At 74.3% G+C, this 12,145-nt stretch carries 9 protein-coding genes; 5 read left to right on the forward strand and 4 right to left on the reverse strand.

All coding sequences use genetic code 11. The annotated features are described in order from the left end of the window. The first annotated feature begins 103 nt into the window (after positions 1 to 103). Positions 104 to 1,633, forward strand: coding sequence for an L-piperidine-6-carboxylate dehydrogenase (amaB, locus tag ACWIX3_RS16545; protein WP_448608433.1), 1,530 nt, complete (start codon positions 104 to 106; stop codon positions 1,631 to 1,633). Positions 1,634 to 1,709: 76 nt separating this feature from the next. Here the strand turns inward: amaB and ACWIX3_RS16550 are convergent, their stop codons facing one another. Beyond that, positions 1,710 to 2,360, reverse strand: coding sequence for a GntR family transcriptional regulator (locus ACWIX3_RS16550; protein ID WP_448608434.1), 651 nt, complete (start codon positions 2,358 to 2,360; stop codon positions 1,710 to 1,712). A gap of 88 nt (positions 2,361 to 2,448) precedes the next feature. Between ACWIX3_RS16550 and acnA the strand changes: the two genes are divergently transcribed. After that, positions 2,449 to 5,202 carry an aconitate hydratase AcnA gene (gene acnA, locus ACWIX3_RS16555; RefSeq protein WP_448608435.1) on the forward strand — a complete coding sequence of 918 codons (2,754 nt, stop codon included), beginning with the start codon at positions 2,449 to 2,451 and terminating at the stop codon, positions 5,200 to 5,202. Here acnA and ACWIX3_RS16560 read toward each other — a convergent pair. Further along, entirely contained in the window at positions 5,177 to 6,748 is a 1,572-nt protein-coding gene (locus ACWIX3_RS16560) for a helix-turn-helix domain-containing protein (RefSeq protein WP_448608436.1), read from the reverse strand. The genes acnA and ACWIX3_RS16560 overlap by 26 nt on opposite strands. Before the next feature lie 184 nt (positions 6,749 to 6,932). Here ACWIX3_RS16560 and ACWIX3_RS16565 point away from each other — a divergent pair, with 184 nt between their 5' ends. From ACWIX3_RS16565 to ACWIX3_RS16575, 3 genes are read left to right on the forward strand one after another with little or no spacing between them, the layout of a single operon-like run. Further along, complete coding sequence (locus tag ACWIX3_RS16565) at positions 6,933 to 7,976, forward strand: amidohydrolase family protein (protein ID WP_448608437.1); 1,044 nt, start codon at positions 6,933 to 6,935, stop codon at positions 7,974 to 7,976. A gap of 10 nt (positions 7,977 to 7,986) precedes the next feature. Further along, positions 7,987 to 8,820, forward strand: coding sequence for an iron-sulfur cluster assembly protein (locus ACWIX3_RS16570; RefSeq protein WP_448608438.1), 834 nt, complete (start codon positions 7,987 to 7,989; stop codon positions 8,818 to 8,820). Further along, entirely contained in the window at positions 8,817 to 9,842 is a 1,026-nt protein-coding gene (locus ACWIX3_RS16575) for an NAD(P)-dependent alcohol dehydrogenase (RefSeq protein ID WP_448608439.1), read from the forward strand. The genes ACWIX3_RS16570 and ACWIX3_RS16575 overlap by 4 nt, the downstream gene beginning before the upstream one ends. A 123-nt stretch (positions 9,843 to 9,965) precedes the next feature. On the opposite strand, the gene ACWIX3_RS16580 is transcribed toward ACWIX3_RS16575, so the two are convergent. Next, the gene (locus ACWIX3_RS16580; protein ID WP_448608440.1) at positions 9,966 to 11,630 is read right to left on the reverse strand and encodes a CocE/NonD family hydrolase; all 1,665 of its coding nucleotides are present in this window, start codon (positions 11,628 to 11,630) and stop codon (positions 9,966 to 9,968) included. A gap of 83 nt (positions 11,631 to 11,713) precedes the next feature. Beyond that, on the reverse strand, positions 11,714 to 12,094 hold the full coding sequence (locus tag ACWIX3_RS16585) for a hypothetical protein (RefSeq protein ID WP_448608441.1): 381 nt from the start codon (positions 12,092 to 12,094) through the stop codon (positions 11,714 to 11,716). Positions 12,095 to 12,145 lie beyond the last annotated feature (51 nt).

Consider the following 12,145-nt stretch of genomic DNA (forward strand, 5'->3'; position numbering starts at 1 on the left):
CGGCCCCCTCCCGGGTCCCGCCGCGAGCGTGCGAGCGGTGGGGAGGAGGGGGTCCTCCCACCTGCACGGTGGCCGCCGACCCACGATCCCCGAGGAGCCGTACGTGACCACCCTGCCCACCGCCGACGACCTCAGCCGTTCGGCGCGGGAGGCCGCCGCCCGCTGCGGCGTCGACCTCGACGCCGTCGCCGGCGACCGTCCCGTGACCTCCCCGGTCAACGGAGCGCCGCTGGCCTCCGTCCGCTGGCAGGGCGCGGCCGACGTCCACGACGCGGTCACCCGCGCCGGCCAGGCGTTCCAGGCGTGGCGGACGGTGCCGGCGCCGGTGCGCGGCGGGCTGGTGCGCCGCTTCGGCGAGCTGCTCCGCGAGCACAAGGCCGACCTCGGCACCCTGGTCAGCCTCGAGGTCGGCAAGATCACCTCGGAGGCCCGGGGCGAGGTCCAGGAGATGATCGACATCTGCGAGTTCGCCGTCGGTCTCTCCCGGCAGCTCTACGGCAAGACCATCAGCTCCGAGCGCCCCGGCCACCGGCTCATGGAGACCTGGCACCCCCTGGGCGTCGTCGGCGTGATCAGCGCCTTCAACTTCCCGGTCGCCGTCTGGTCGTGGAACACCGCCCTCGCCCTCGTCTGCGGGGACCCGGTGGTCTGGAAGCCCTCCGAGCTCGCCCCGCTGTCGGCCCTCGCCTCGGCCGCCCTGCTCGACCGCGCGATCGCCGAGACCGGCGCCCCCGCCCACCTGAGCCAGGTCGTCGTCGGCGGCGCCGACGTGGGGGAGGCGTTGGTGGGCTCCCCGGGTGTGGCCCTGCTCAGCGCCACCGGGTCGACGCGCATGGGCCGGGCGGTCGGCCCGCGGGTGGCCGACCGCTTCGGCCGCTCCCTGCTCGAGCTCGGCGGCAACAACGCCGCGATCGTGACGCCGTCGGCCGATCTGGACCTCACCACCCGCGGGGTCGTCTTCGCCGCCGCCGGCACGGCCGGGCAGCGGTGCACCACCATGCGCCGGGTCATCGCCCACGTCGACGTCGTCGACGAGCTCACCAACCGGCTCGCCGCCGCCTACCGCCGCCTGCCCATCGGCTCGCCCACCGAGGAGGGGACGCTGGTCGGCCCCCTCATCCACGACGCCTCCTACAAGGCGATGCAGGACGCGCTCGAGTCCGCACGGCAGCAGGGCGGCGAGGTCGTCGTGGGCGGGGAGCGCCGGCTCGCGGACGAGGCGCCGGACGCCTACTACGTGGAGCCGGCGATCGTGCGGATGCCGGCGCAGACCGACATCGTCCGGCAGGAGACCTTCGCGCCGATCCTCTACGTCCTGCCGTACCGGACGCTCGAGGAGGCGATCGCGCTCAACAACGGCGTCCCGCAGGGACTGTCGTCGAGCATCTTCACCTCCGACCAGGCCGAGGCCGAGCGGTTCCTCGCCGCCGACGGCTCCGACTGCGGCATCGCCAACGTCAACATCGGCACCTCCGGCGCCGAGATCGGCGGGGCCTTCGGCGGCGAGAAGCAGACCGGGGGCGGGCGGGAGTCCGGCTCCGACGCGTGGCGCAGCTACATGCGCCGCGCGACCAACACGATCAACTACTCCGGCGAGCTGCCCCTCGCCCAGGGTGTGAAGTTCACCGTGTGAGAGAGGACCCCCTGTTCCCGGCCCCGTTCAGCGCACCGCCCCGAGCTCGCGCAGGGCGGGAGGACGGGGTCGGTGTTCAGGTGCCGGCGAGGACGTCGATCGCGCGACGGCCGAGGCTGCCGGCCACGTGGCGGCGCATCTGCTCCTCGGCGGCATGGGGGTCGCCGTCGAGGACGGCGGTCATCATCGCCGAGTGCTCGGCCCGCACCCGGGTGCGGTCGTCGGGGGAGTCCTCGCGCGCCTCGAGGGCCACGCGGCGGTAGCGGTCGGCCTTGTCCCACAGCCCGTCGAGCAGGCCGATCAGCAGGTCGTTGTGGCTGGCCCGGTACAGCGCGCCGTGGAACGCGCGATGCGCCTCGAGGGCGGCGAGGCCGCTGCCGGCGTCCAGGGGCTCCAGCGACGCGGCGGCCTCGCGGATCCGCGCCCGGTCGCGCTCGTCGCGCCGCTCGGCGGCCAGCCGGACGGCGAGCGGGTCGAGCTGCTGGCGGACCTCGAACAGGCTGCGGGCCTCGGCGGCCGTGAGCGGGGCTACGCGGGCGTCCCGGTGGGCGCCGAGGAGGACCAGCCCCTCGGCGGAGAGCCGGCGCATGGCCTCGCGCAGCGGCGTGGTGCTGACGTCGAGCTCGGCCGCGAGGGCCTCCTGGTTGAGGACCGCGCCGTGGGGCAGGGCGCCGGACATGATCCGTTCCCGGACCTCGCCGTAGGCGTAGTCGGCCTTCGTGGACACCGGCTGGACCACACGTCCCTCCCTCGTGAGGCGGTGAGTTTTCGTTCGTCGCCCAGCCTGTAGCCTATAAGCAACTCTGGGAGGTGGCATGGCCCGGTACGACAGCTTCGGTGCACGGCGCGTCCTCGACCTCGGTGGCGAGACGTTCGAGACCTGGGCGGTGCACGCCGTCCCGGGCGCCGAGGACCTGCCGTTCTCGCTGAAGATCGTCCTCGAGAACCTGCTCCGGCACGAGGACGGCGTCGCGGTGACCGCCGAGGACATCCAGGACCTGGCCTCCGGCGCGGGGCGGGGGCGCGAGGTGTCCTTCGCGCCGGCCCGCGTCTTCCTCCACGACACCAACGGCATCCCGGTCCTGGCGGACCTGGCGGCGATGCGCGAGGCAGTGCGTGACCTCGGCGGCGACCCCGCGGTGGTGGACCCGGTGATCCCGGCGGAGCTGACGGTGGACCACTCGGTGGTCACCGACGTCTCCGGCCGCCCGGACGCGCTGACGCTCAACGTGGCCCGGGAGTACGCGCGCAACGAGGAGCGGTACCGCTTCCTCAAGTGGGGCCAGGAGCAGTTCCGCCGGCTGGCCGTCGTGCCCCCGGGGACCGGGATCATGCACCAGATCAACCTCGAGTACCTGGCCGACGTCGTCGTGCGCCGCGACGGGCAGGCGTTCCCCGACACGCTCGTGGGCACCGACTCGCACACCACGATGATCAACGGCCTGGGGGTCCTGGCCTGGGGCGTCGGTGGCATCGAGGCCGAGGCGGCGATGCTCGGCCTGCCGGTCAGCACCCTCGTCCCGCCGGTCGTGGGCCTGGAGCTCACCGGGGAGCGGCGTCCCGGGGTGACCGCGACGGACCTCGTGCTGACCATCGCGGAGCTGCTGCGGGCCCACGGCGTCGTCGGCAGCTTCGTGGAGTTCACCGGGCAGTCGGTCGGGGCCGTCCCGCTCGCCGACCGCGCCACCCTGGCCAACATGAGCCCGGAGTTCGGCTCCACCTGTGCCGTCTTCCCGATCGACCGGGTCACGCTGGACTACCTGCGGTTCACCGGCCGGGACGCCGAGCACGTAGCGGCGGTCGAGCGCTACGCCGAGGAGCAGGGGCTCTGGCACGACCCGGCGGCCCGGTTGCGCTTCGACGACCTCATCCGGCTGGACCTGTCCACGGTGGAGCCGTCGCTGGCCGGGCCCCGCCGTCCCCAGGACCGGATCCCGCTGGCCAGCTCGCGCAGCCGCTTCCGGAGCACGCTCGCCGACCTGCTGGCCGACCGGTCGCCGGAGGCCGCCGGCGACGCCGTGGACGAGGCCGGCCGGGAGTCCTCCCCGGCCGGCGACCCGCCGGCCCTGGCCCCGGGCCCGTCGCCTCGGGCGAACCGGGTGGAGCTGGAGCACGGGGCGGTGGCGATCGCGGCCATCACGTCGTGCACCAACACGTCCAACCCCTCGGTCATGGTCGCCGCCGGGCTGCTGGCGCGGAACGCCGTCGCCGCCGGGCTGACGGCCAGGCCGTGGGTCAGGACCAGCCTGGCCCCCGGCTCGAAGGTCGTCACCGACTACCTGCAGCGCGCCGACCTGGAGGCCCCGCTCGAGCAGCTCGGCTTCCACACCGTCGGCTACGGGTGCATGACCTGCATCGGCAACTCCGGGCCCCTGGCCCCGGAGGTGAGCCAGGCGGTCGCCGACCGCGACCTGCTCGTCGCCGCGGTGCTCTCCGGCAACCGCAACTTCGACGGCCGGATCAACAACGACGTCGCCCTCAACTACCTGGCCTCACCGCCCCTGGTCGTCGCCTACGCCCTGGCCGGCTCGATGGACGTCGACCTGCTCCACGACCCGCTCGGCGCCGACCGAACCGGACGGCCGGTGTACCTGGGCGACCTGTGGCCGACCGACGCCGAGGTCGAGGAGGTCGTCCGGGCGAACCTCGACCCCGCGATGTTCGCCGACCGCTACGCCGACGTCTTCACCGGTGAGGAGCGCTGGGCGCAGCTGCCGGGCGGCGGAGGCGCCACCTTCGACTGGGACCCCGACTCCACCTACGTCCGGCGTCCGCCGTTCCTCGACGACCTCTCAGCGGTCCCGGAGCCGGTCGGTGACATCACCGGGGCCCGTGCCCTGGCGGTGCTCGGCGACTCCATCACGACCGACCACATCTGCCCGGCCGGTCGCATCCCGGCCGACAGCCCGGCGGGGGGGTTCCTGCGCGCGCGGGGGGAGACGGACCTGAACACCTACGCCTCCCGGCGCGGCGACCACGAGGTGATGCTCCGCGGCGCCTTCGGCAACCAGCGGCTGCGCAACCGGCTGGTGCCGCACCGGCGCGGCGGCTGGACCCTCGACCACCTCGACGGCCGGGAGAAGACGGTGTTCGAGGCGGCGGAGCACTACCGCACCGCGGGGACCCCGCTGCTGGTCCTCGCAGGTGGGGAGTACGGCACCGGCTCGTCCCGCGACTGGGCGGCCAAGGGAACGGCGCTGCTCGGCGTCCGCGCGGTCCTCGCCGAGGGCTTCGAGCGGATCCACCGATCCAACCTCGTCGGAATGGGGGTCCTGCCCCTCCAGTTCCGCGCGGGCGACAGCGTGCAGAGCCTCGGGCTCACCGGGCGGGAGGCCTTCGACATCACGGGCCTGGGCGGCCTCGGCGAGGGGGACCGGCCCGGGCACGTCGTCGTCGAGGCCCGGTCCGACGACGGCAGTGCGGTGCGCTTCGCCGCCGACGTCCGGGTGGACACCGCTCGCGAGGCGCTCTACCTGCGCCACGGCGGGATCCTGCCCTACGTCGCGCGCTCCCTGGTCGCCTCGACGTCGTCGGCGGCGGCGCTCAGCCCGTCGCCCGCGGCACTGTGATCTTGTACTGGGCGATCTTCCGGTAGAGCGTCGCGCGGCCGATGCCGAGCTCCTCGGCGGCGCGGGTGACCGTGGTGTCGGGCCGGGTGAGGCAGCGGACGATCTCGTCCCGCTCGAGCCGCTCGAGCCGGCTGAGCGGGCGGCTGCCGCCGTCGAGCACCTCCGCCGCGAGGTGGTGCACGTCGACGACGTCGGCGCGGGTCACGGCGTCCCGGACGACGCGGCGCAGCTGCCCGACGTTGCCCGGCCAGGCGTAGCCGGTCAGCGCCCGGGCGGCCCGTGGGGTGAACCCGACCGCGCGGTGCCGCTCACGACGCGCCGACCAGTGCGCGAGGGGAAGGACGTCGTCGGGCCGCAGCCGCAGCGGCGGGGCCTCGACGACGGCGTCGGCCAGCTGAGCGAGCTGCTCGGGGATCGCGGCGAACTCGGGGGCGGCCAGCACGAACGGCTGTGGCGAGCCGGCCCGCCGGACCGCGGCGAGGGTCTGCGCGAGCTCACCTGCCGCCCACGCCGGCAGGTGGTGCAGCCCGGAGACGATCACGCAGGTGTCCGCGTCGCGCAGCTCCGGCGTCCACAGCTCGAGCCAGGCCGCGACGTCACCGGTCTCCGGGGCCCGGGCGTGCAGCAGCCGCTGTCGCGGGGCGAGCCGCCGGCGGGCGAGGGCGGCCAGCGTGGCCTTGCCCGCGCCCGGCTCGCCCACGACCGCGGTCACCCGGCCGGCGGCGACGGCGACCGCCGCCTCGTCCGTCGCGGCCCGCCAGTTCGCCGACACGCACGGGTCGCCGGCGTCCGGGGCGAGGTGGCTGCCGACCACGTGGAAGACCTCGCCGCGGGGTGCCGACCGGACGGTCCGGCCGCCGGCGCGCACGAGCATGAGCGCGCTGGTGGCGTTCGCCGCCGTCTGCGCCAGCCCCAGGAGCAGCCCGGAGGAACTGCTCGACCAGGTCGTGAGGTTGATGCTGCCGGCCAGCTCGCCGGTCACCGGCTCGATCACGGGTGCCGCCGCGCAGGTGTAGCCGCGCAGGTCGGTGCAGTAGTGGTCCTCGGCGCGCACCAGCGAGGGCGCCCGGTCGGCGAGGGAGAGCCCCAGACCGTTGGTGCCGGCGTTGCGCTCGTTGTAGGAGAACCCGGGCGCCAGGTGCACCCGGTCCAGCGACCGCTGGATGTCGCGGTCGTCGCCGATCCGGGCCAGGACCAGCCCCTGCGAGTCGGCCACCATGAGGCTCACCGGCTCGTTCGGGATGGTCGCCTGCAGGTCGGTGAGCACCCGGTGCGCGCACTCGTAGAGCAGCGAGCCGGTGTCCGGCGAACCGCTGAAGACCGGGACGACCTCGTCCGGGGGGACGCCGTAGCCGGCACTGCGCTGCCACGACGCGCGCAGCCGGGGTGCCGCCGCCCGCCCGGCCAGCTCGGGGTCGGCCAGCGGGGCGGCGGTCGACACCTCGTCCCGGCCCACGTCGTCCCGGCCCACGTCGTCCCGGCCCACGTCGTCCCGGCCCACGTCGTCCCGACCCACGTCGTCCCGGCCCACGTCGTCCCGGCCCACGTCGACGGGGCACCTCCACCGGCTGGGATGTGTGCGCTGGGTCACACCGGACTGTACGCGTCCGATCGTTCCCGGCGGCGTCCCAAAGTGAGACAGCAACCGGTTCCGCGGGGGGCGGCCCCTGCCTAGCGTCGTCGGCCAGGGGAGCGTGACCGCTCTCACAGCGAGCCGACGGAGGCCGGAGATGTACAGCAAGGACGGCGAGCAGTACTACGTCGTGGACTCCCACATCGCCCTGTGGGACGCGCGGCCGGAGAACCAGCGCAACGTCCACGGCAAGCAGTTCATCGACTGCTTCTACGACTACCACCGCAACCTCAGCCCGGAGTCCGAGGTCTGGGGCTACGAGGAGTACCTGTACCAGGGCGGCGAGCGGCTGATGCGCGACGTGTTCGTCGACGGGATCGTCGACCACGCGATCTTCCAGCCGGCCCGGCTGGCCGAGTTCTACCACCGGGGCTTCGGGCAGACCGAGGAGGCCTTCGCCCTCGCCCAGGCCCATCCGGACAAGCTGACCTACAACCACTACTGGGACCCGCGCGACGGCGAGAACGGCCTGGACGCGCTGCGGGCCAACGCCGAGCGCATGCAGCTCAAGGGCGTGAAGCTGTACACCGCCGACTGGCACGGCGAGTCCCGGGGCTGGAAGCTGACCGACCCGATGGCCTACCGCTACTTCGAGCTCTGCCGCGAGCTGGGCATCACGAACGTCCACATCCACAAGGGCCCGACGATCCGGCCGCTGGACCGCGACGCCTTCGACGTCGCCGACGTCGACCACGCGGCCACGGACTTCACCGACCTCAACTTCGTCGTCGAGCACTGCGGCCTGCCGCGGCTGGAGGACTTCTGCTGGATCGCCACGCAGGAGCCGAACGTCTACGCCGGCCTCGCGGTGGCGATGCCGTTCATCCACACCCGGCCGCGCTACTTCGCGCAGATCATGGGCGAGCTCACCTACTGGCTCGGGGAGGACCGCATCCTCTTCTCCAGCGACTACGCGCTGTGGACCCCGAAGTGGCTGGTCGAGCGGTTCGTGGACTTCCAGATCCCCGAGGACATGACCGAGTACGCGCCGCTGACCACCGCGGTGAAGAAGAAGGTGCTCGGCCTCAACGCGGCCAAGCTGTACGACCTGCCGGTGCCGGCCCACCTGCAGCTGCCCGACGCCGACGAGACCCAGACCGGCCCGCGCCAGCCCGACGCGGCCGACCTGGCGACGGTCTGAGGCGCTGCCGATGACCGCCGTGCTGACCGGCCTCACCGCAGAGGTCGCCGAGGCAGAGGTCGCCGAGGCAGAGGTCGCCGAGGCAGAGGTCACCGAGGCAGAGGTCACCGAGGCAGAGGTCCGGGCCGCGCTGGGCACCGTCGTCGACCCCGAGCTGGACGAGCCGATCACCGACGTCGGCTTCGTCCGCTCGGTGGCCGTGGACGGGGCGGCGGTGGAGGTGCACCTGCGCCTGCCCACCTCGTTCTGCGCGCCGAACTTCGCCTGGCTGATGGTCTCCGACGCCCACGACGCGGTGTCCGCCGTCCCGGGGGTGGGGTCCGTGGTGGTCGAGCTGGACGACCACCACGACTCCGACCTGATCAACCGCGGGATGGCGGCCGGGCTGGGCTACCGGGGCACCTTCGGGCACGAGGCGGAGGAGTCGCTCGACGCACTGCGGGCGACGTTCCGGCGCAAGGCGCACACCGCGGCGATGGAGCGGGCGATCACCGCACTGCTCCGCACCGACCCGGCGGTGGACGTCGTGGCGCTCACCCTCGGCGACCTACCCGCGGGGGAGCACACCACCGACGCGCTGCTGCGCCGGCGGGCGGCTCTCGGCCTGCCCGTCGACGACGGGGCGCCGGTGCTCGTGCACGACGACGGCACCCGCCCCGACCCCGCGCAGGCGGAGCTGGTGCTGCGCCGGGCCCGCTCGGTGCGCATCTCCGTCGACGGCAACGCGCACTTCTGCCGGGGTCTGCTCACCACCCGCTACCCCGGGTCGGAGGCCGACCAGACCCCCCGCCCCGAGGACCGTCCCGTGCTCCCGCTCACCGTCTCGAAGGGAACCCACCCGTGAAGGCCGCCCGCGTGCACGAGTACCACGCCGACCCCACGATCGACGACATCCCCGAACCGGAGATCCAGGGTCCCCTCGACGTCATCGTCAAGATCGGCGGCGCCGGGGTCTGCCGCACCGACCTGCACATCCTCGAGGGCCAGTGGGCCGACCTGCAGAACCCGGACCTGCCCTACGTGATCGGGCACGAGAACGCCGGGTGGGTGCACGAGGTCGGGGAGGGTGTCACCAACGTCGCCGTCGGTGACACCGTGATCCTGCACCCCCAGCCCAGCTGCGGCCTGTGCATGGCCTGTCGCGCCGGCCGGGACATGCAGTGCGAGAACGCCTTCTTCCCCGGGCTGTCGAACGACGACGGCGGCATGGCCGAGTACCTGCGCACCACCGCCCGCGCCTGCGTGAAGCTCGACCCGTCCACCAACCCCGCCGACGTCGCCGCGCTCGCGGACGCCGGCATCACCGCCTACCACGCCGTGCGCAAGGCCCTGCCGCTGCTGCACCCGGGCACGACGGCGGTCGTGCAGGGCGCCGGCGGTCTGGGCCACATCGGCGTCCAGTGCCTGGCCGCACTTTCGGGCACCCGGATCATCGTCGTCGACCGCAACCCCGACGCCCTGGAGCTCGCTCGGCAGATCGGCGCGGACGAGACCGTGGTGGCCGACGGGAACCAGGTGCAGGCGGTCAAGGACCTGACCGGCGGGGGCGCGAACGTCGTCCTCGACTTCGTCGCCGAGCAGGGCGCGGAGATGGACGGCTGGCACATGACCGGCCCGGCCGGCTCGTACTACGTCATCGGGTACGGCGGCGAGCTCCGGATCCCGACGCTGGACTTCGTCGCCGGCGAGAAGAACATCGTCGGCAACATCGTCGGCACCTACACCGACCTGGCCGAGCTGATGGTGCTCGCGCAGGCCGGGAAGGTCACCCTGCACACCCAGCAGTACCCGCTCGACAGGGCCGTGGACGCGCTCCGCGACCTCGACGCCGGGAAGGTCCGGGGCCGGGCGATCCTCGTGCCCTGAGACAGGACCCCTCTGCCCCCCACCGCTCGCAAGCTCACGGTGGGGCCCTGCAGAGGGGCCGTTCCAGCACCTCACCAGGCACACGCGGCCCGGGTCCCTCCTCGGGACCCGGGCCGCGGTGCGTCACGGCAGCACGGGCAACTCCAGGCACGACGGGTGCGCGGCGTCGTGGAACACCTCGAACCGGCAGGTGCGCCCGGTGGTGGCGGTCGCCAGCGGTTCCCCGGTGCCCGGGTTGCGGGCGTAGCGGGGGAAGGCGCCGCCGGCGACCTGGACGCGCAGCCGGTGCCCGGCCCGGACGCGGTAGGCGGTGGGGAACAGCTCGACGTCGACCGCCAGCACGCCGTCCTCCCCGACGGTGACGTCGTCGGCGGGGACCGTGCGCGGGTCGAGCCGGCGGATGCCGTCGACGACGTTGCGGGACACCCCGTCGGGGTCGACGTCGCACAGCCGCACGAATACGTCGGCGTGCTCCAGCTGCGGGCGCACGTGCACGCGGGCGCGGACGTGCCCGACCACGTCGACGTCGTCGGTCAGCACCGGGCCGGTGAAGACCAGGACGTCGTCGCGCGACTCGACGGCCGCGTTGTCGGCCTGCTTGCCCGGCGGCTGCAGCAGCGGGCCGCCCACCGTGGGCGTGGGGTTGGCCGGGTCGTAGGTGAAGACGCCGGGCCGGGCGTCGCCGGGGTCGGCCTCCTCGGTGAGCCCGCCTCCGGCGCGGAGGTGGTGGCGGACCGGACGGCTGCCCGGTGGCGGCCACGACTCGGACTCCAGCCACGTGCCGGCCTGCTGCAGGTACAGCCGGACCGGTGCACCCGATGGGGCGGGACCGCCGCGGAGGTGGTGGTCGAGCCACCGCACGTCGGTACGGAGGATCGTGCGGATCTCCCCGGCCTCGGCGTGGATCCACGGCCCGACCGTGAGGCGCGCGGGCACACCGGCGGCGCGCAGGCGGGCGTGGTCGGTGAGCTGGCCGGCCGCGAAGAGGTCCCACCAGCCGGTGACCATGGTGACCGGCGGCATCCGGCTGAGGTCGGCGTCGTCGTGGTCGGCGACGTCCCAGAAGTCGTCGCCGGGTTCGGCGTGGGTGGTGAAGTCGCGCCAGAACGGCACGGGGGCACCGGTCACCGCGGTGTCGGCGGCCTGCAGGGGCAGCCGGCGCAGGGCCCGCTCGAGTCGCGCCCGGCGCCGCGGGGTCGGGACCCCGGCCGGCAGGCCACCGGCCTCCTGCCGGCCGATCTCGGCCGACCAGGTCAGCGCGGTGTGCAGCAGGGGCGCGCCGTGCTCGTAGAACGCCGTGGTGATCCGCGCGGCCGTGACGTGCGGCGAGACGCAGACCAGCGGTGGGTCGACGTAGGGGGCGACCGCCCACTGGGTGTGCCCGAAGTAGCTGCCGCCGGTCATCGCCACCCGGCCGTCGCACCACGGCTGCTCCCGCAGCCAGGCGACGGTGGCCAGGCCGTCGTCGTGCTCGGTGGTGAAGGGCCGGAAGTGGCCGCCGGAGCCGAACGTGCCGCGCGTGGACTGGACGAACACCTGGAACCCGCGACGGGCGAACGGGGTCGCGAAGGCGTGCGCGAACGCCGCGGCGCGACCGTAGGGCAGCCGGACCAGCACCACGGGCAGCGGGCCGGGAGTCCCGGCGGGGCGGTAGAGGTCGCCCAGCAGCGACACCCCGCCGGGTACCGGGACGGGGAGGTCGCGCTCGACCGTGTACGGCGTGGCGCGCAGCGGCAGGCCCAGCGCAGCGTCGGCGAGCAGCCCACCCAGTCTCGTCAGCAGCGACACCCCGCCACTCTCTCCCGCCGGGCGGACGACGGCGCGCGCAGCAGGGCACCGCCCGCGGATGCGGGCCTTCCGGGCCCCGCGGCTCAGGGTGCGTCGAACAGGGTGACCTCGTCGGGCCGGGTGGAGAACGGGTTGGCCCACTCCGACGGCGCGCCGGTGATGGGCTGGGCGTCGGTCACGACGACGAACGGGCTGCCCGGGTAGACGGCGAGCACCCGGGTGGCCGAGGTCAGCGTCTCGGTGCGCTCGAGCAGCTCTCCGCGGCGGAGCTGCTGCGTCGTCCGCTCCCCGCGCAGGACCTCCCCGACCTCGGCGACCCACCGGGCGCCGTCCTGGGCGAAGGCGATCGCCTGCACACGCCGCCCCGGGGGAGCGGGCTCGCAGCCGGCGAACTCGGCGAGGGCCTCGTAGAGCCGCTCGGCCTGCTCGTCGTCGCTCGCCCGCGGGAGGAAGAAGGCAGCCATGGCCGCCATCCTCACCGGGAGCACCGACAGGACGGGGGTCGCCCCCTGCTC

It is taken from the genome of Geodermatophilus sp. URMC 60 (genome assembly GCF_053502585.1).

What these genes read in the sequence shown, in the direction of transcription:
- acnA (WP_448608435.1), top strand. Translation starts at nt 2,449, where the DNA reads ATGGCCCGGTACGACAGCTTCGGTGCACGGCGCGTCCTCGACCTCGGT.
- ACWIX3_RS16565 (WP_448608437.1), top strand. Translation starts at nt 6,933, where the DNA reads ATGTACAGCAAGGACGGCGAGCAGTACTACGTCGTGGACTCCCACATC.
- ACWIX3_RS16570 (WP_448608438.1), top strand. Translation starts at nt 7,987, where the DNA reads ATGACCGCCGTGCTGACCGGCCTCACCGCAGAGGTCGCCGAGGCAGAG.
- ACWIX3_RS16585 (WP_448608441.1), bottom strand. Translation starts at nt 12,094, where the DNA reads ATGGCTGCCTTCTTCCTCCCGCGGGCGAGCGACGACGAGCAGGCCGAG.